Below are 17,950 nucleotides of genomic sequence, written 5' to 3'. Positions count from 1 at the left end.
CCTTGATCATCGCGGAACCTCCGCCGATCACAGTTCATTTTTTGCCTGTTCCATAAGGACTTGTATTCGTGTGAACTGCCTCGGTTTGCCCATGTCCGGAATGAGCCCCTGATCCACGCAATCCCGATAGCACCATTCCGGTCTGCTCTCGGTGCGATAGGTCCAGAAGAACCAACCTGCGTATTTTTCGAAGCTCAGCAGCTGGGCCGCGGCGAAACCCCGATAGGCGGCCGACATCTGAAACTTGTCCATGTCCTTCAGCGCGTGGTTGAACGTCTGTTCCGACCAGAGGGCAACCATCTTCAGAGTCATTCCCAGGCTCCATTCGCCGCAGTAAACCTGATAGCCCGACTCACGGATGATCTCGTCCGCCTCGCTGCGCAGATCCATAACACTCTTTCGAATATGGCCGAAGATGTCCATATCGATGTCGCTCTTGTCGAAACATTGATAGCGGTGGATATCCAGGGCCACGTTGCGGCACTCCGGCTCCTGGAGGAAGCCTTTGTATTCCCGCCAGTCGCGGAAACCGTCGTGGAAAACCACCGTTACCTGCTCGGGCGGGCAATGGCGCCGGATGCGGTGATAGGCGTCGGCGGTGAAACGCTTCAGCAGGTCGGTGGAAATCTGCCAGCTCGGCTCGTTGAGCACCTGGATACCGTACAGCGCCGGATGAGCGGTGTAACGCTGTGCCAGGCGCTCCAGTACATCCAGGGAGAAGCTGATGTATTCCTCGCTGGTATGCCATTCGCAAACGCCCGCGATGCCGCCGTTGTCGAAGCCGTTCTGGCAGCCCGGCGCGGCATGGAGGTCGAGAATCACCCCCAGACCGAACTCCCGGGCCCAGCGGAAGACCTTGTCGACGATGCGAAGCCCCCCCTTCACGTAGGGGTAGCGCGCCTCGCGGTAGCTGGGATGATAGGGATAGCCCTTGCCGAACAGCCAGTGGCCGACCGGCAGGCGGACGGCATTGATGCCGGCACGTTGCAACCAGGCAAAGTCCTTGCGGGTGATGTAGGTATTCCAGTGCTGGTGCAGGCGTCGGGTCGCCTCGGCCTCGCCCAGCTCGACACAGTACGTCGTCTCATCGACGGCCTGCAGCCCTTCGAACAGACTGGGGGTGATCCATTTTTCAAGCACCAGCCAGCCGCCGAGATTAACGCCGCGCAGTTTCCGGATGACGGGTGTGGTCTCGTGTTTATAATCCGTTGCGTCAGCCATGGGAGGTCTCCAAGAGAAAAAATATTACAGGGCTAAACGGCGTGAATAGAAAGAGGCGCTGTTGGGCATATGGGAAATCGCGAGGATCGTGACCTCGGGGAGTTGCTCACAGATCAGGCGAAGCATCCGTTCCTCTTCCTCAGCCTCCAGGGAGCCGAACGCCTCCTGCAGGAATACCCATTCCGGCCGGTTGAGCAGCAGTCGTACCATACCCAACCGTTGTTGTTCTTCCCTGGCCAGAGTCTGAGCCCAGTTATTTTTCTGATCGAGTTGGTCGATCAGATATTCAAGGCCTGTCAACCGCATTGCCTGCTCGAGCTGTTCGTTGGAGAAGATCCGGCGGGAGGAGGGATAACAGATGGCGTTACGGAGGATACCGGTGGGCAGATGCGGCCGGTCCGGCATGAAGAAAAGACGGCCCTGGCTGGGGAGCTCGATGACGCCGCTGCCCCAGGGCCGGATTCCGGCAATAGCGCGAAACAGCTTTGCCCCGGTGGCTGTGTTGCCGGTGATCAGCACATGCTCGCCCTTGCCGATCTCCATGTCGATACCCTGGGCCAATACCCGCCCATCGTATTTGGTGATCGTGAGATTGCGAAAGGCCAATACCGGTTGCTCGCCGGTCTTTACCTTGATCCAATGATCCGGACGGGCAAGCTCCTTCTCCAACGTATCCAACACCTGGAGCAGACTCAAGATACGTTCCACCGAGGCGCGCCACTCGGCGATCGCACCCGCGGTATTGACCGGCCAGGAAAGGGCGCCAGTCATTTGCCCAAAGGCTTGAGCGGATTGCATCAGAGTGCCCAGCGTAATTTGCCCCATGATATAGCGGGGAGCGGAAATCAGGATGGGAAAGACCATGTTGATGCCGCCATATAAGGAGCCGAACAGCAGGACATTTCTCCACACCATGGTTTGCATGTCCCACACCACCCGTATCTTGCGGAAGAGCTCATGGAAATGATGCCGTTCGTATGGCTCGGCATGAATCAGCGCAATGGCCTGGCTGTTCTCGTGCGCTTCCAGCAGACCGGCGCGAAACTGGGCTTCCGCCGTCTGCTTGGCATCGGTGGTTCTGGTAATGGGCCGGTTTACCAGCCAGCCAAGACAGGAAGCCAACGCCGTGTAGATGATGGCGATCCAGACCAGATGCCCATGGATGGGGATCTGGACAAATCCCAGGTCGATGGTCACCACCCCGGAACGGGACCAGAGCACCTGCGTAAAGCCGATCAGCAGAAGAATGCAGTAAAAAAGCGAGTGGCCCAAGGAGATCGCGGACTCGGTTGCGATCCGACAGTCTTCGGCGATCCGGCCATCCGGATTGTCGTGCTCGCCCGGCAAGAAGGAAATCAGATATTGACTGCCGGCGTTCATCCAGCGGGAATAGACATGTTCCGTCAGCCAGTCGCGCCAATAAAACGTCAGATTGCGCTTTACGACCAGATGTGTTGAGGTCAGGGACATGTCGATGACAAGGAGGATCGCCAGCATCCCGACTTGAGTCATGAGACCTCTCATCGAATGCTGCTCCAGGGCGTTGAACAGCCCGGCACTCCACTTGGTCATAAACACGGCCATGATCATTTGCCCGATGGTCAGGGCCGCCAGGACGAATGTGCTACCCCGAATTTTCAGCTTTCGATCCGAACACCAGAACAGCTTGGCCAGTCGAAGAAATTCGACAAAAAAATGTTTGGATTCAAGCATATGGATTTATGCCTCAAAGCGTGGAATGACGCCGCTCCGCTGAACTGAACGATGGCCACATCCGGCGCCACAGGCCGCATCGGCTTCAGCATTCATCAACAGATGGATCATCGTTTTTGGTGACTCCGTCCTGGCGGACGATCATCTCCGGGCACAAGGGGATGGCCCTCTTGTTCGGATGCACCAGAGCGCCGGCCAGCATCTGCTGGTGGCACTGGCTGTCACAGGGGATGACACCGCCCCCAGGACATCGGGAATTGCTGGCCTCCTCCATTCAGAGTATCATATCAATGTTTGCGTTTCCAAGCCGCAAAAAGTGGTGTAATTCCAGCCAGTAACATGGACTGACATCCTGTTTCGCTCTGCCTGACTTCCTTGTGGTCGCATATCATATCCATCCCGCATCTTGTTGAACGAAAAAGCTCAAATGCGATAATTCAGGTTGAGAGCTCGACATCCAATATGGGAAAATTATCCTGGCTTGTCTGCAAGGTGTTGAGAGGTGGCGCCAAGCTCGCAACCGGCCGCAACGAACAATGAACCCTCTCGTCATTCCGGTACGGCAAGGCTGCAGATTCATCGTGAGCTTTCAATACAACCCTGCAAGGAGTTGTTCCCATGACCATTCCAGCATACAAAGACCCGGCGCTCACCGTTTCAGAGCGTATCGAAGATCTGCTCGGCCGCATGACCTTGAAAGAAAAAGCCGGGCAACTCAATCAGTGGTTCAACCTCGGCCCGGAACATTATGACCTGATTCGCCAGGGTGAGGTCGGTTCCGATCTTCTGGCCGGCAGCTCCACGGCCGGCAATACCCCCCAGGAACGGATTCTTGCCAGGCGCAACAACGAAGTCCAGAAGATTGCGGTCACCGAATCCCGATTGGGAATCCCGTTGATCTTCGGACGGGATGTGATTCACGGCTATCGCACCGTCGCCCCTATTCCTCTCGGCATGGCCGCCGCCTGGTCGCCCGAGCTGGTGCAGGCCGCCAACACCATTGCCGCCAAAGAAGCGCGGGCCGATGGTATCCATTGGGCCTTCTCGCCCATGCTGGATATCGCCCGTGACCCGCGCTGGGGGCGGGTCGCCGAGGGATTCGGCGAAGACCCCTTTCTGGCGGGGAAACTGGCCGCAGCTGCGGTGCGGGGTTTTCAGGGCAACGATCAGGACGCGATCCCCGGGCGGTTCCCTGCCGATCGCGTTGTTGCCTGCGCCAAGCATTATGTCGGCTATGGCGCGGCGGAGGGCGGGCGCGACTACAACACCACCGAAATCACCCGGCAGACGCTGCACAACGTCTATCTGCCAACCTTCAAGGCGGCGATCCAATCCGGGTGCGGCACCGTGATGAGCGCCTTCCATGATATCGGCGGCATCCCGCTCTCCGCCCATCGGTATCTGCTCACCGAAGTGCTGAAGGGTAAATGGGGGTTCGGCGGCTTTGTCGTTTCCGACTGGGGGGCAGTATGGGAATTGACCAACCACGGCATTGCCGCCGACGCCAAACAGGCCGCCGAATTGGGCTGTAGTGCCGGGGTGGATATGGACATGTGCTCGATGGTGTATCTGAACAACCTTCCCGACCTGGTCCAGTCCGGCAAAGTCTCCGGGGAACGTCTGGACGATGCCGTTCGCCGGGTGCTGCGGATCAAGTTCGCCCTCGGTCTCTTCGAGAGCCCGTATGCCGATCCGGATGCAGCACAGGCTGTCCCTCTCTTGCCTGAATCGCTTGCTGTGATGCGCCGATTGGCCGCCGACAGCATGGTCCTGCTCAAAAACAACGGCGTCCTGCCGCTCCGTTCCGACCATCTGACCATCTGCCTGGGTGGGCCGCTTGCCGACCGGCGCAAGGAGCTCTTCGGCTGCTGGACTATCGACGGCCGGGATGAAGAGGTGACGACACTGAAAGAGGCCATCACTGGCCGACTGGGGGCCGAAACCCGGCTCCTTCATTTTGAACTGGTCGACGATGCCGTGAAACTGGCGCGGGCAAGCGATGTGATGATCCTCGCTGTCGGCGAATCGGAGGGCCGCTCCGGCGAGGACAACTGCACGACCAGCATCGATCTGCCCGCCGGCCAGGAGGCGCTGGTAGAGTCGGCCCGCCGCATGGAAATCCCGATCGTCGCCGTTGTGTTCGGTGGCCGGCCGCTGAATCTCACCCGGCTGATAGACTGGGCCGATGCTGTCCTGTTCGCCTGGCATCCGGGCATTACCGGCGGCCTGGGGGTGACCGACGTCCTTTTCGGGGATGTGAATCCATCCGGGCGGCTGCCGATCACCTTTCCGCGATCCACGGGACAGATCCCGCTTTACTACAACCATCGTTCCACCGGCCGGCCGTTGCCTGGGGGCAGCCGCCGTCATTCCCGTTACGTTGACTCACTCGATTCCCCGCTGTTCCCGTTCGGCTTCGGCTTGTCGTATACGACCTTCACATACGGCGATCTGACTGCGACTGTGGATCCGCAAATACCGGAAATCGTCGTTTCCGTCCAGGTGACGAACACCGGCGACCGGGCCGGGACAACCGTCGCCCAATGTTACGTGCGGGATGTCGTCGCCAATGTCGCGCGCCCGGTCAGGGAGTTGAAAGGATTCGAGCGCGTCTCTCTTGAGGCCGGCCAGATCAAAACCATTCTGTTCAGGCTCGGCCCGAAGGAGCTTTCCTATCTGGATGACCATGGGCATGAGGTCCTTGAGCCCGGCCGTTTCCAGGTCTGGGTTGGCGGCGACAGCAATACCGATCTGGGCGCGGACTTCGAGATCACCCCGGACGGCAGGTGGGTGGTGATCGGTCAGGGGGAGTAGGTGGGTCCTGAATCCGTGACCGAGCCGGATCACCGCCTCTCCGGGAAGATCAAGGGAGGTCCACCAGCCTTCGGCGAGACCACCCTGGTGACCGCCATCCTCCTGTGCTGCCTCGTGACCATGATGCTGCCAGCTGCCGGCCGCGCCGCCGAGCCATCCGTCCCGCTGGCCGCTGATACCGGCCGGATCCGGGAGACGATCGCCTTTCTGGCCGGCCTGGACCCGCCCCGCAACTTCCGCCAGCCGGCCTCTCTGGGGCAGGCCGCGGCCTTCATCCGCCATGGCCTCACCGTTGCCGGCTGCACCGTCTGCGACCAGCCCTTCGTGGCCGGCGGTCGCACCTACCTGAATCTGAGCGCTCGTCTGGGGCCGGCCGGTGCCCCCCGGCTGGTGGTGGGCGCCCATTACGACGTGGCCGGCAACACCCCGGGCGCCGACGACAATGCCAGCGGCGTGGCCGGCCTCCTGGAGCTGGCCCATCTGCTCAAGCCCCGGGAGCAGGACCTGGCGGTGGAGCTGGAGCTGGTGGCGTATTGCCTGGAAGAGCCGCCCTTCTTCGCCACCGACGCCATGGGCAGCGTCGCCCATGCCCGGGCACTCAAGGCCGCAGGCGTGCCGGTCCGGGGCATGATCTCCCTGGAGTGTATCGGCTTTTTCAACGACGCCCCCGGCTCCCAGGACTATCCCAGCCCGATCCTTGCGCCCTTCTACCCGGATACCGGCAACTTCATCGCCCTGGTGGGCAACCTGGGCAGCAGCGGGCTGGTGCGGGATCTCAAGCACCGGCTGCGCTCGGCCGGGGTGCCGGTGGAGGCGTTGGTGGCGCCGGGCTGGTGGGGCGGCATCGGGCTGTCCGACCACCGGTCGTACTGGCAGGAAGGCTATCAAGCCGTGATGCTCACCGACACTGCCTTTTTCCGCAACCCCCACTACCACCAGCCCTCGGACACCCCCGGCACCCTGGATCTGCGCCGGCTGGGCCTGGTGATCTCCGGCCTGGCCCGGGCGCTCCTGACCCTGACCTGACAGCGACCTCAACGCATACTCCTTCGCCGACCCCGGCCCCCCACGTGCCATCCCCGGCCCGGGCGCAGCACAATCCCCTTGACATGCAAGATTCGCCATTTTACCATATTGCCATTCAGCAATATGTCGAGGCTGTCTCATGAGAGAATTCCTGCGCGTGATGAAGGCCCTCTCCGATGGAAGCCGGGTCAAGATCGTCAAGATGCTCGGCCGCAAGGAGTTGTGCGTCTGCGAGCTGACCGCCCTTCTCGGGCTGGCGCAGCCCACCGTCTCCAAGCATCTCCGGGTGCTGGAGGAGGCCGGGCTGGTGACTTTCCGCAAAGAAGGGTCGTGGATCAACTACCGCCTGGCCCGGGACGGTGCTTCCGGGTACGCCGCCGCCATGGTGCAGCATCTGGATGCCTGGCTGGAAGACGATCCCGAGGTCTGCGCCATGGCCGGCCGATTGGCCGAGGCCGATCGCCGCCTGATCAACCCCGCCGGGTAGCAGGAGAATCGGGAGGCTGCCGCACCATGGACTGGAAACGGGAATGGAAGCCGCTGGTTGGCATCGTGGCGGGCTTTGTCGGCTGCTATTCCCTGCCGATGGGGAACAGCCGTTTCGAGGGCGCGGTCCTGGAGGCACTCCATCTCGTCCGCTGGTATGCGCAGGAGCATGTCCTGCTCTGTCTGGTGCCCGCCTTCTTCATTGCCGGCGCCATCGCTGTTTTCGTCAGCCAGGCGTCGGTGCTCAAATACCTCGGCGCCAGGGCGAACAAGGTCCTGGCCTACGGCGTTGCCTCGGTGTCCGGAACCGTGCTGGCCGTCTGCTCCTGCACCATTTTGCCTCTCTTTGCCGGCATCTACCGGATGGGGGCCGGCCTTGGCCCTGCGACCGCTTTTCTCTATGCGGGGCCGGCCATCAACATCCTGGCCATCGTCCTCACCGCCAGGGTTCTTGGCCCGGAGCTGGGGCTGGCGCGGGCCCTGGGCGCCATCCTCTTCAGCGTCGTCATCGGGCTGGCCATGCATGTCCTCTTCCGAAAGGACGAGCTGGCCAAGGCCGAGGCGCAGGCCCTGATGCCCGTGCCCGAGGTCGCTCGTCCCTTGTGGCAGAATGCGCTTTTTCTTGCGGCGATGATCGGTATTCTCGTCTTCGCCAACTGGGGCAGCCCGGACCGGCAGGCCGGGCTCTGGCACCTGATCCACGCCAACAAGTGGCTGCTCACCGGCCTCTTCTCCCTGGCCCTGGGCGTGATGCTCATGTTCTGGCATGGACTGCCGAAGCAGCAGGTGGTCCTGGCCGCGGCACCTGTTGCCGTGCTGGCGCTTCTTTTTTCCCGCCACCCCACCCTGGCCTTTGTGGCCGGCGTCATCGGCCTGTCGGCGATCACCAGCGGCCGGGAGGACGAAAACGGCGCCTGGCTCCGGGAAGCCTGGGGCTTCGCCAAGCAGATTCTGCCGCTGCTCCTGTTCGGGGTTCTCATTGCCGGGCTTCTGCTCGGCCGTCCCGGCCATGAAGGGCTCATCCCTTCCGCATGGGTCAGCCGCGCCGTTGGCGGCAATTCGTTGTGGGCCAATTTCTTCGCCTCCCTTGCCGGCGCCTTCATGTATTTCGCCACCCTGACCGAGGTCCCGATCCTGCAAGGCCTGATCGGCAGCGGCATGGGCAAGGGACCGGCCCTGGCGCTGCTGCTGGCCGGCCCGGCCTTGAGCCTGCCGAATATGCTGGTCATCCGCAGCATCATGGGTACAAAAAAGACCGTCGTGCTCGTCTCCCTCGTCATCGTCATGGCAACCGTAACCGGCGTCATCTACGGCACATTCTTCTGAACAGGAGGCAAGCGGATGGAAATCACGATATGCGGCCCCGGCTGCCCGAAATGCCGTGAAGTGGAGAGGCTCGTCAACGAAACACTGGCGGAAGCCGGCAAGCAGGCCACGGTGGCCAAGATCTCCGACTTCAACGAGATCGCCCAGCTCGGCGTGTTCTCCACGCCGGCGGTGGTCATCGACGGGCAGGTCAAATGCGCCGGCAGGGTGCCGACCAAAAAGGACGTGCTGGCCTGGATTGCCTGACCAGACCGAAGGCCGAGGCCAGGAGCCTGATGGCCGGCCGCCGGCACGGACCCGACAGCCACCGTCGCGGCAGCACCCGCCGCGCCCGGATGCCACTGCCGCTCCAGGAGACTGATGATGAAGACGCTGCTGCCCGCTTTCCTGATGTTGATGCTCCTCGTCGCCATCTGCGGCGGGGCCGCCGGCATGGCCGCCGCCGATGAGATCGTGCCAGGCCTGCCGGTCCAGGGCACCGTTACCATGGTGGACCTTGGCGCCAAGACCTGCGTCCCCTGCAAGATGATGGCGCCGATTCTGGAGGAGCTGAAGGCGGAGTACCAGGGCAGGGCCGCGGTCGTCTTTATCGATGTCTGGGACCAGGCCAATGCCGGCAAGGCCAAGGCCTTCAAGGTTACGACCATCCCCACCCAGATCTTCTTCGACCGGCACGGCAAGGAGGCCTTCCGGCATGTCGGCTTTTTTGACAAGGCTTCCATTGCCGCCAAGCTGGAAGCGCTCCTGGCGCAGCCATGATGGATGCCTTCCTGGTCAGCGTGACCGCCTGGCTGCAAGCCAGCCCGGGCGCCGCCCTGCCCGCTGCCTTTCTCTGGGGCATGATCAGCATTCTCCTGAGCCCCTGTCACCTGGCTTCCATTCCGCTGCTCATCGCCTATGTGGCCGGGCAAAGGATGATTCCCGCCCCGCTCCAGGCGGCCCGCTATGCGGTTCTCTTTGCCTGTGGCCTCTTTGTCACCATCATGGCCGTCGGCCTGATCTGCGCCGCCGCCGGCCGCCTGCTGGGTGATGTCGGCCCCTGGTGGCAGGTGGCGGTGGGCGGGCTGCTTCTCTGGGTGGCCTGGACCCTGTTCCAGCCGCCGCAATGCTCCGCCACCGGCAACGTGCTCAGCCGCCTTCACGTTCAGGGAGCGAGGGGCGCCTTCATCCTGGGGCTCGCCTACGGCGTCCTGTCCGGGGTCTGCACCTTCGGATTTCTCGCCCCGATCCTGGGCCTGATCACCCTGCACCAGGAAATCGCCTTCGGCGGCATCATGCTGGTGCTGTTCGCCGCCGGCCACTGTCTGCCGCTCGCGGTCTGCGGCATGTGCAGCGCCCGCACCATGGAGCTGCTGCACAGCCGCGCCGGCCGGCAAGCCGTGGCCGGCGGCCGCAAGGTGGCGGCAGCGGTGATCGCCGGCCTGGGTGTCTACTTTGTCCTCTTGCCTTTCACGGGCAACTGACCAATGGAGAGACGGATGCCTGCGAAAAATAGCCGGGAGAAAACCATGCCGCGAGCCAGAACCTTGTCCTTTCTTGACCGCTTCCTGACCCTGTGGATCTTCCTGGCCATGTTCATGGGCGTCATGGCCGGGTATCTGGCGCCAGGAATCAAGGAGGTGATCAACGCCTTTCAGGTCGGCACCACCAACATCCCGATCGCCATCGGCCTGATCCTGATGATGTACCCGCCGCTGGCCAAGGTGAGATATGAAAAACTGCACCAAGTCTTCCGCAACTTCAGGGTCCTCGCCCTCTCGCTGGTGCAGAACTGGATCGTCGGGCCGGTGCTGATGTTCGGCCTGGCCGTCGCTTTTCTCTCCGGCCAGCACGAATACATGGTAGGCCTGATTCTGATCGGCCTTGCCCGCTGCATCGCCATGGTCATCGTCTGGAACGACCTTGCGGAGGGCGACACCGAGTACTGCGCCGGGCTCGTGGCCTTCAATTCGATTTTCCAGGTGCTGTTTTTCTCGGTCTACGCCTGGTTTTTCATCACCAGGCTTCCCGCCTGGCTGGGGATGGAGGGCGCGGTAGTCGATATCTCCATGCGCCAGATCGCGGAAAGTGTCTTCATCTACCTCGGCATCCCCTTCATCGCCGGCATGTTGACCCGGTTCATCGGGATAAAGGCCAAGGGGGAGCAGTGGTACCAGGAAAAACTCATCCCCCGGCTCAGCCCGCTGACCCTTGTCTTTCTGCTCTTCACCATCCTGGTCATGTTCTCCCTCAAAGGCGAATATATCGTGCAGCTGCCCCGTGACGTGGTGCGCATCGCCATCCCGCTCACCGTCTATTTCCTGGTCATGTTCCTGATCTCCTTCTTCATGTCGCGGCAGGTCGGCGCCACCTACGAGCAGTCCACCACCCTTTCCTTCACCGCCGCTTCCAACAACTTCGAGCTGGCCATCGCGGTGGCCATCGCCGTCTTCGGCATCGACTCCGGCGAGGCCTTCGCCGCGGTGATCGGCCCCCTGGTCGAGGTGCCAGTCCTGATCAGCCTGGTGAACGTCGCTTTCCGGTTCAAGAAAAGATATTTCCCTTACGCCAAGGAAACTCCGACCGGGGTCTGTCATGTCAGTTGCGAGCCGTAAGCCGGTGCTCTCCCGGCTGGACCACGGCCCATTCCGGTTCAAGCTCTGACGGGGTGTGGGGATTTCGGAGGAGCAGGAATCATGGACCGACCTGCTTGGTGGGCCAAGCAGCAGCCATCGAGACGGGGTGACGCCCGGGCCGTCCTCGTGCCATAATGGCCGGCAGCCGGCCGCAGGGCACCCCCGCCCCATGGCATCCAGCCGCGGCAGCGTTCACCCGGGACGAACAGGAGGCTCCCATGGCCAGCATCTTCGAAGCCACCACCGTAAACGGCATGACCCTGGCCAACCGCCTGGTCCGCTCCGCCACCTGGGAGGGGATGTGCGACCCGGATGGCCGGCCCACAGCCCGGCTCGCCGACTGTTACCGGGATCTGGCCCGGGGCAGCGTCGGCCTCATCATCTCCGGCTACACCTTCGTCCGGCCGGACGGCAAGCAGCTGCCCGGCAAGATGGGCCTCCATACCGGCGGCTTCATCGGCGACCTTGGCCGCGTGGTCGAGGCAGTGCATGGCGAGGGCGGCCGCCTGTGCATCCAGCTGGTCCATGCCGGTGGCCAGACCAGAGCGCAGATGGCTGGCAGCCAGCCCATAGCGCCCTCCGCAGTCAAGGTGGATCAGTTCCCGGAGACGCCCCGGGCCATGGGCGAGGACGACATCCGGCAGGTGGTGGCGGCCTTCGGCGCTGCCGCGGGCCGGGCCAAAGAGGCCGGCGCCGATGCCGTGCAGATCCATGCCGCCCACGGTTACCTGGCCTGCCAGTTCCTCTCCCCCCTCACCAACCGCCGTACCGACGCCTATGGCGGCAGCATCGACCACCGGGCGCGCTTCCTCCTGGAGGTGCTGGCCGCGATCCGGCAATCCGTGGGGCCGGGCTTTCCGGTGCTGGTGAAGCTCAATGGCGCCGATTTCCTGCCCGGCGGCCTGGAGCTGGCCGATGCCGTGGCCGTGGCCGGACTCCTCGACCAGGCCGGCATCGACGCCATCGAGGTGAGCGGCGGCACCCCGGCCTCGGGGATGATGATCCCGGTGCGCACCGACATCCTCGAGCCCGGCCAGGAGGCGTATCACCTGGATCTGGCCCGGGCGGTGAAGGAAAGGGTCCGCTGCCCGGTGATGGTGGTGGGGGGCTTCCGTTCTTACGACGTGGTGGCCCGGGCCATCGAGCGGGAGGGCATCGACTACGTGAGCCTGGCGCGCCCTTTCATCCGCGAGCCAGACTTGGCCCGCCGCTGGCAGTCCGGAGACCACGCGCCAGCCCGCTGCATCTCCTGCAACGGCTGCTTCGGTCCCGGGCTCAAGGAGGGCGGCATCGCCTGCATCCAGGAGCGCCAGCAAGGCCAGAAGAAGGGATAGATCCCCACCGAGCCCCCGATTCCTTCGACGCGCGGTTCCGGCGCAAGCTCGCGCCAGCCAATTTGTCATCGCATGAAGGACAAAAATTGCACATATTGTCCTTGCGCCAATGACAATCTCCCACGATCTGCTACGACTGAAGCTGGCCGAATCCCTGGCGGGGGAGCCGCCTGCCCTGACCCGGCGCGACGTGCGGCTGCCCGGTGTCGCCGGCAAGGCGCTCGCCGTGATCGGCGTACGGCGGGCGGGCAAGACCTCGTTCCTGGCCCAGTGCCGGGCCGAACGGTTTGTCGCCGGACGTGTTCGGGAATCACAGCTCCTGCTCTCCCTCGAAGACGAGCGGCTGGCCGGCATATCGGTAGCCGACCTGGGTTGGCTGCTGGACGAGCACGGCCGGCAGTTGCCGGGCCTCTACCCGGCCGGCGGCCTGACCCTTTACCTGGACGAGGTGCAGACCGTGCCCGGCTGGGAGGGGCTGGTGCGCCGGCTCATGGACCAGGGCGGCATCGAGGTGTTCCTGGCGGGATCGTCGGCGCGGCTCCTCTCCCGGGAGGTGGCGACGAGCCTGCGCGGCCGCGCCATGGAGGTGATCGTTCACCCGTTCAGCTTCCGCGAGGCCTTGCGCCACGCCGGCGCCGAGCCGGCCGGGCCGGTGGAGCGTCTGGGGGCCGCCGAGCGGGCAGCCCTTGACCAGCGGTTGCGGCGCTACCTGACCGAGGGCGGATTCCCCGAGGCCCAGGGCGCCGCGCCCCGGGACCGGGCGGCGCTCCTGGCCGGGTATGTGGATGTGGTGGTCCTGCGGGATGTCATCGAGCGTCATGGGGTGACGAATCCGCTGGCCCTGCGCTGGATCGAGCGCCAGCTTCTGGCCAACCCGGGCGGATCGTTCTCGGTGAAGAAGCACTACGACACCTTGCGCTCCCAGGGCGTGGCGGTGGGCAAGGACACCTTGCACGGGTATCTCTCCCATCTGGAGGACGCCTTTCTCGTGCGCACCGTGGCCATGCACAGCGCCTCCGAGCGCCAGCGCATGGTGAACCCCCGCAAGGCCTACCCCGTCGACCCCGGCCTGATTGCGCTCTTCGAGCGCAGCGGCCGCACCCAGCACGGCCGGGCCCTGGAAACCGCTATCCTCATCGAGCTGGAGCGGCGCGGCTTCGAGGTGGCCTACGTCCGTACCGCGGAGGGCTATGAGGTGGACTTCCTGGCCCAGCGCCCCGGCGACCCTCCTCTCCTGGTGCAGGCATGCTGGGAGAGCGAGGGCGACGAAACCTGGAAACGCGAGCTGCGAGCCCTGGCCGCCGCGGCCCCGGCCTTCCCCGGTGCCCAGGCCGTTCTGGTGACCCTGGACGCGGTCCCGCCACGGCACCCGCTGCCACAGGGTCTGACCTGGATGCCCGCCGCCCGCTGGCTGCTGGAAGAGATGTGACCGGCAGAATCGACCGGCTCTGGCAGGAGTACCAGACATTCCTGCACGGGCGGGGCGCCACCGTCTACCTGAGCCCCCTTGGAGCCTGCGGGGCAGAACCCTTCTGCCTCCGGGTCCTGGACCGCAGTCTGATCGGCGCCGACTGGCTGCGGCCACCCTTCGCAGAGGCACCCGCCAATCGTCTGGTCCTGTTCGGCATCAAGGGCGGGGTGGGACGATCGACAGCGGGCGCGGTCCTGGCCTGGCGTTTGGCGCAGGCCGGGAAGAGGATCGTGATCATCGACCTGGATCTGGAATCGCCGGGCGTGGGCACCACGCTTCTTTCGCCAGACCAGACGCCCGACTTCGGCATCGTGGACTGGTTTGTGGAAGACGCGGTGGGGCAGGCTGACCCCAGGCTTCTCCACGACATGGTCGGCTTCAGCCCCCTGGTGAGCGGGCCGGGTGAGATCCTGGTCTTCGCGGCAGGAGGCCGGCCACGGCCGGGATATTCGTACCTGCCCAAGCTGGCCCGCGCCTATGCCGAGGTCGGCACACCGGGCAGGCAGCACCGACTTCGCCGACCGACTCCACCGACTTCTTCTGGCGATCGAGAAGGAGCTCGCCCCTGACTTGACCATCCTGGACAGCCGCGCCGGGATGCATGACATCGCGGCGGTATCCGTAACGCGGCTGAATGCCCTGAGCCTTCTCTTCGCCGCCAACACGGCGCAAACCTGGAGCGCCTACGCCGCCCTCTTCTCCCACTGGAGCCAGCACTGCGACCGGGCTCGCGCCTTCCGCGACAGCCTGCGGCTGGTGGCAGCGCAGGTGCCGGAGACGGACACCGTGGCCTATATGGAGGGAATCCAGTAGAACGCCTACAAGCTGTTCGAAGAGTACCTGTACGAAGAGGCGCCGCCGGGGCGAACAGGCCGACTACAGCTTCGACCTGCAGGATTCGAGCGCGCCCCACTCCCCGTTGCGCATCAACTGGTCCCGATCCCTGCAGGAGCTCGATCCGGTGCGCCGCCCGGGCGCCCTCACCGAGGAGCAGATCTTCGCCGCCTTTGGCACCTTCGTCCGCGAAACCAGCCGCATGCTGTTCGGGGAGCCCATCCCATGAGCGCAACAGCTTCGCCATTCGACCCGTCACGCACCCGCGAGGCGATGATTCTCGAAGGGCTCGATGTGGAGACGTCGTCCTACGGCAGGCCCCCTGAGCCAGGGTACTTGTGCGTGCCAAGCCGGCATGCCCGGGCCCTGTCGCCGGACCACCCCCTGGTGGTCGGCATTCGCGGGGCCGGGAAGAGCGTCTGGTGGGCGGCGCTCCAGGAAGAGCCGCATCGCCGCATTGTTGAGGCGGCGTTGCCTGCAGCCGCCCTCCGCAAGGTCTCGCAGGTGAGCCCCGGGTTCGGCGAGGCGGAAAGGCCGCAGGACTATCCCCCAACCGGGTGGACCTTAAGTGGGAGCGAACCGATCTGTACAACCTCCTCTGGCAGCGGCTCGGCAATGCCCCCAGCCTCGGGACCGACTTCCGTGCCGCCTGCACCCGGATGACCGGGGAGCCGTGGGACGGGATCGAAGGCATCTGGCCACCCCCGAAGCGGCTCCGCGACGATGACGAGCTGCAGCGGCTGGTCTTCCATGCCATCGCCGGCGAGTGGATGGGCCGGGACAAGCGTCGTGGCTTTCCCTACACCTGGCTGCCCAACCATTTGGCTGATGCCCGGGACCAGGTGAGCCCCCGGAGCTTCCTGGCGGCCATCCGGACGGCGGCGGAGCAGACCCCGGCCCAGGGCGGCGATCTTGCCCTCCATTACGAAGCCATCAAAAAGGGGGTACAAAAGGCCTCCCAGATCCGGGTGGCGGAGGTCCGTGAGGACTTCTTCTGGGTCGCCACCCTGATGGACGCACTCCGGGGCCTTGTCATCCCCTGTGGCTTTGAGGAGATCCGGAAACGGTGGGATGAGGCTGGGGTGGAGGCTGCCATCGAGCGGGAGGCCGAGGCAGCAGCGGCCCTGCTGCCGCGCCGCCTGGATCGAGGACCCCTGGGCCTCCGGGAGGACCTGCTGGACTTGGCCTTCTTCAGCCAGATGCACGATGGCCGGCTGAACATGCCGGACGTCTACCGGGTCGGCTTTGGCCTGGGACGCAAAGGGGGGGTGAAGCCGATCCGCTAAGCGGTGGCACGGCCCGTTCAGGCGTCCGGTGGGCTCGGCCGGCCACCACCCGGATCCGGACGGCCAACCGTCCGGCACTGGAACCCAGGTCATCACGAAGTGGACCGCGGGCCTTGGCAAAGGAGAACGGTTCCGCCGTATGGGGCGAGGGCCTTGTCGCACGTCAGGAGGCGGAGCGGCTCTGCCATGCTCTGGGCAATCAGCATCCGGTCGAACGGATCACGGTGTAAGAAGGGAAGGGTTGGAACCGTGATGGCATGTTCAGCCTTGACGGACAGGATCTCGAAACCGCTCTTTTCGATGGCGGCAACGAGATCCTCTATTGGCAGGTCCAAGACGAGCTTGCCAATCGAATGCTTGATGGCGATTTCCCAGAGGCTTGCGACGCTGGCATGGACCTCGGTGGCATTCTGGATAACGGTGAGGATACTGGCGGGGAGAGGTGGCTCCCCGGCGAGGCACCAAAGGAGGATATGGGTATCGAGAAGGACCCTCACAGCGTGGATTTCCCTTCGAAGACTTCCAGCACGTCATCCGGCAGTGGGGCGTCGAAATCAGCCGAGAGGTGGATCTTGCCCTTCAGAATCCCGATCACCCGGGGCTTCGCCCTGGGTTCGATGGGGCAAAGGCGCATGACAGGACGATTGGCCTTGGCGACGATGATCTCCTCGCCGGCCGCCACCTCTTCGGCAATCCTGGAAAGATGGGTTTTCGCTTCATGGATGTTGATCGTCCTCATAACTGAGCCTCATGACTGGTCTTCCTGCTCAAGTGAACCAAGTTGAGTCTACTTGGCTGGCGAGCGTATCGACAAGGGAAAACGCAAAAGAGGGGTTCGTGCTGAGGGTGCTTGACATGTCGCCTCCGGGGACAGGGTTCGGGCATTCCCCCCTTGAGCCTGGGCCATAGGGAAGGGGCTTCGGGTGCGCAGGATCCCGTAGCGGTCGGTGACCGCAACCCCGCTCGGGCTGGGATAGGCGGCGCCCAGGCCGTCGTCAGGACTGCTGCCATGGGCGGTGGCCCGATCCTGGCTGCCGTAGGCCCAGGTCTGGACAAGGGCGCCGGCCCGGTCGTGGACCGCGGTGGGGTTGTGGGGGGCAGAGGGATCGGCGTAGGTGGAGGTGAAGCCGGCGCCGTCCGCACAAGTGACGGTCTGGCAGTTGCCCAGGCCGTCGTAGGTGTAGGAGACCCATTTACCGGCGCCGACCGCTGCGGTGGCTGGCCCCGGGATGGAGGCCAGGAGCTTGCTGCCAGGGTGGTAGCCGAAGGTCAGAGCGCGGCTGCTGGCCACATCGGTCACCGAGGTCAGGCGGTCCTTCCAATCGTAATGCAGGATCTGCTGGTTGCCGGCCCCGTCCTCCCGGCGCTGCAGCCGGCCGTTGGCATCAAAGACCAGCCGCGAGCCCTCCCGGCGCTGCCAGGCCCAGCCGGACTTTGAGTCCAACCACCGGCTCCGCTCCCCCCCCAGGCGCTCCGGAAGAGGTCTGGCTGAGCCCTCGCAGAAGTACCGGGCCCGGCCGGTCTGATCGACCAGCCGCGAGTCGGGGGTACGGCCGCCGGCGCTTGGTTGCAACGCGATTCGTGTGGCCGTCCGTTAAGCACTTTCAGCACGAACGTCCCCTACGTTCCTCACTGCGCTCACCATCCATGATCGGGCACGCCCAAGCACTCTCCACACCAACGTCCCGGATTACCGTTACGGGGGGGAGGAGTTCGCGGTGGTCCTTCCCGGCGCCGGCTTGGCGGCCGCCCTGGAGCACGCCGAAGCCCTGCGCCGCCGCATCGCCGGATACGAGCTGGTGATCCGGGACAGCCGCGGGGCCA

The 17,950-nt window shown here is 64.3% G+C and carries 18 protein-coding genes; 13 read left to right on the top strand and 5 right to left on the bottom strand.

The window, feature by feature from the left end; all coding sequences use genetic code 11:
* Positions 1–27: 27 nt before the first annotated feature.
* Together AB1634_12055 and AB1634_12050 are read right to left on the bottom strand one after the other, a co-directional pair.
* Positions 28–1,221: a glycoside hydrolase family 5 protein gene (locus tag AB1634_12055; GenBank protein MEW6220250.1), complete on the bottom strand. Its 1,194-nt coding sequence runs from the start codon at positions 1,219–1,221 to the stop codon at positions 28–30.
* Positions 1,222–1,245: 24 nt separating this feature from the next.
* Positions 1,246–2,934: an SbmA/BacA-like family transporter gene (locus AB1634_12050; protein ID MEW6220249.1), complete on the bottom strand. Its 1,689-nt coding sequence runs from the start codon at positions 2,932–2,934 to the stop codon at positions 1,246–1,248.
* A gap of 618 nt (positions 2,935–3,552) precedes the next feature.
* Between AB1634_12050 and AB1634_12045 the strand changes: the two genes are divergently transcribed.
* The 13 genes from AB1634_12045 to AB1634_11985 all read left to right on the top strand — a co-directional run bounded on the left by AB1634_12045 (position 3,553) and on the right by AB1634_11985 (position 16,126).
* Positions 3,553–5,748 carry a glycoside hydrolase family 3 N-terminal domain-containing protein gene (locus AB1634_12045; protein ID MEW6220248.1) on the top strand — a complete coding sequence of 732 codons (2,196 nt, stop codon included), beginning with the start codon at positions 3,553–3,555 and terminating at the stop codon, positions 5,746–5,748.
* Positions 5,749–6,774 (top strand): M28 family peptidase, encoded by a 1,026-nt coding sequence (locus AB1634_12040; protein ID MEW6220247.1) that lies wholly within the window; start codon positions 5,749–5,751, stop codon positions 6,772–6,774. It abuts the gene before it with no gap.
* A gap of 139 nt (positions 6,775–6,913) precedes the next feature.
* Positions 6,914–7,261: a metalloregulator ArsR/SmtB family transcription factor gene (locus AB1634_12035; GenBank protein ID MEW6220246.1), complete on the top strand. Its 348-nt coding sequence runs from the start codon at positions 6,914–6,916 to the stop codon at positions 7,259–7,261.
* Between the two features lie 26 nt (positions 7,262–7,287).
* A complete protein-coding gene (locus tag AB1634_12030) occupies positions 7,288–8,586 on the top strand; it encodes a permease (protein MEW6220245.1) in 1,299 nt (432 codons plus the stop codon).
* A 15-nt stretch (positions 8,587–8,601) separates the two neighbouring features.
* Complete coding sequence (locus tag AB1634_12025) at positions 8,602–8,832, top strand: thioredoxin family protein (GenBank protein ID MEW6220244.1); 231 nt, start codon at positions 8,602–8,604, stop codon at positions 8,830–8,832.
* 114 nt (positions 8,833–8,946) lie between these two features.
* Positions 8,947–9,345, top strand: a complete 399-nt coding sequence (locus tag AB1634_12020) for a thioredoxin family protein (GenBank protein MEW6220243.1) — start codon at positions 8,947–8,949, stop codon at positions 9,343–9,345.
* Complete coding sequence (locus tag AB1634_12015) at positions 9,342–10,049, top strand: cytochrome c biogenesis protein CcdA (protein ID MEW6220242.1); 708 nt, start codon at positions 9,342–9,344, stop codon at positions 10,047–10,049. Before AB1634_12020 ends, AB1634_12015 begins: the two co-directional genes overlap by 4 nt.
* 45 nt (positions 10,050–10,094) lie before the next feature.
* Entirely contained in the window at positions 10,095–11,180 is a 1,086-nt protein-coding gene (gene arsB / locus AB1634_12010; GenBank protein ID MEW6220241.1) for an ACR3 family arsenite efflux transporter, read from the top strand.
* A 239-nt stretch (positions 11,181–11,419) separates the two neighbouring features.
* A complete protein-coding gene (locus AB1634_12005) occupies positions 11,420–12,535 on the top strand; it encodes an NADH:flavin oxidoreductase (protein MEW6220240.1) in 1,116 nt (371 codons plus the stop codon).
* A gap of 109 nt (positions 12,536–12,644) precedes the next feature.
* Positions 12,645–13,964 carry an ATP-binding protein gene (locus tag AB1634_12000; GenBank protein MEW6220239.1) on the top strand — a complete coding sequence of 440 codons (1,320 nt, stop codon included), beginning with the start codon at positions 12,645–12,647 and terminating at the stop codon, positions 13,962–13,964.
* Positions 13,961–14,575 (top strand): P-loop NTPase, encoded by a 615-nt coding sequence (locus tag AB1634_11995; GenBank protein MEW6220238.1) that lies wholly within the window; start codon positions 13,961–13,963, stop codon positions 14,573–14,575. The genes AB1634_12000 and AB1634_11995 overlap by 4 nt, the downstream gene beginning before the upstream one ends.
* A 1-nt stretch (position 14,576) precedes the next feature.
* Positions 14,577–14,819 carry a hypothetical protein gene (locus AB1634_11990; GenBank protein ID MEW6220237.1) on the top strand — a complete coding sequence of 81 codons (243 nt, stop codon included), beginning with the start codon at positions 14,577–14,579 and terminating at the stop codon, positions 14,817–14,819.
* Between the two features lie 578 nt (positions 14,820–15,397).
* Positions 15,398–16,126, top strand: a complete 729-nt coding sequence (locus tag AB1634_11985) for a hypothetical protein (protein ID MEW6220236.1) — start codon at positions 15,398–15,400, stop codon at positions 16,124–16,126.
* A 92-nt stretch (positions 16,127–16,218) separates the two neighbouring features.
* Here the strand turns inward: AB1634_11985 and AB1634_11980 are convergent, their stop codons facing one another.
* Genes AB1634_11980 through AB1634_11970 form a run of 3 tightly spaced genes read right to left on the bottom strand, consistent with a single transcriptional unit; the run spans position 16,219 to position 17,570 of the window.
* On the bottom strand, positions 16,219–16,623 hold the full coding sequence (locus tag AB1634_11980; protein ID MEW6220235.1) for a type II toxin-antitoxin system VapC family toxin: 405 nt from the start codon (positions 16,621–16,623) through the stop codon (positions 16,219–16,221).
* Complete coding sequence (locus AB1634_11975; GenBank protein ID MEW6220234.1) at positions 16,620–16,865, bottom strand: type II toxin-antitoxin system Phd/YefM family antitoxin; 246 nt, start codon at positions 16,863–16,865, stop codon at positions 16,620–16,622. The genes AB1634_11980 and AB1634_11975 overlap by 4 nt, the downstream gene beginning before the upstream one ends.
* 48 nt (positions 16,866–16,913) lie before the next feature.
* The gene (locus tag AB1634_11970) at positions 16,914–17,570 is read right to left on the bottom strand and encodes an RHS repeat domain-containing protein (protein MEW6220233.1); all 657 of its coding nucleotides are present in this window, start codon (positions 17,568–17,570) and stop codon (positions 16,914–16,916) included.
* Positions 17,571–17,950: the final 380 nt, after the last annotated feature.

The organism is Thermodesulfobacteriota bacterium, assembly GCA_040755095.1.
Classification (GTDB): Bacteria; Desulfobacterota; Desulfobulbia; order Desulfobulbales; family JBFMBH01; genus JBFMBH01.
The sequence above is the reverse complement of the archived record's forward strand: the minus strand, read 5'-3'. Positions and strand labels throughout refer to the sequence as shown.

Bases quoted from the DNA above. Each gene is read 5' to 3' on its own strand.
- AB1634_11975 (MEW6220234.1), bottom strand. From the start codon at position 16,865: ATGAGGACGATCAACATCCATGAAGCGAAAACCCATCTTTCCAGGATT.
- AB1634_12000 (MEW6220239.1), top strand. From the start codon at position 12,645: ATGACAATCTCCCACGATCTGCTACGACTGAAGCTGGCCGAATCCCTG.
- AB1634_12035 (MEW6220246.1), top strand. From the start codon at position 6,914: ATGAGAGAATTCCTGCGCGTGATGAAGGCCCTCTCCGATGGAAGCCGG.
- AB1634_12030 (MEW6220245.1), top strand. From the start codon at position 7,288: ATGGACTGGAAACGGGAATGGAAGCCGCTGGTTGGCATCGTGGCGGGC.
- AB1634_12015 (MEW6220242.1), top strand. From the start codon at position 9,342: ATGATGGATGCCTTCCTGGTCAGCGTGACCGCCTGGCTGCAAGCCAGC.
- AB1634_12005 (MEW6220240.1), top strand. From the start codon at position 11,420: ATGGCCAGCATCTTCGAAGCCACCACCGTAAACGGCATGACCCTGGCC.
- AB1634_12020 (MEW6220243.1), top strand. From the start codon at position 8,947: ATGATGAAGACGCTGCTGCCCGCTTTCCTGATGTTGATGCTCCTCGTC.
- AB1634_12045 (MEW6220248.1), top strand. From the start codon at position 3,553: ATGACCATTCCAGCATACAAAGACCCGGCGCTCACCGTTTCAGAGCGT.
- AB1634_12025 (MEW6220244.1), top strand. From the start codon at position 8,602: ATGGAAATCACGATATGCGGCCCCGGCTGCCCGAAATGCCGTGAAGTG.
- arsB (MEW6220241.1), top strand. From the start codon at position 10,095: ATGCCGCGAGCCAGAACCTTGTCCTTTCTTGACCGCTTCCTGACCCTG.
- AB1634_12050 (MEW6220249.1), bottom strand. From the start codon at position 2,934: ATGCTTGAATCCAAACATTTTTTTGTCGAATTTCTTCGACTGGCCAAG.
- AB1634_12055 (MEW6220250.1), bottom strand. From the start codon at position 1,221: ATGGCTGACGCAACGGATTATAAACACGAGACCACACCCGTCATCCGG.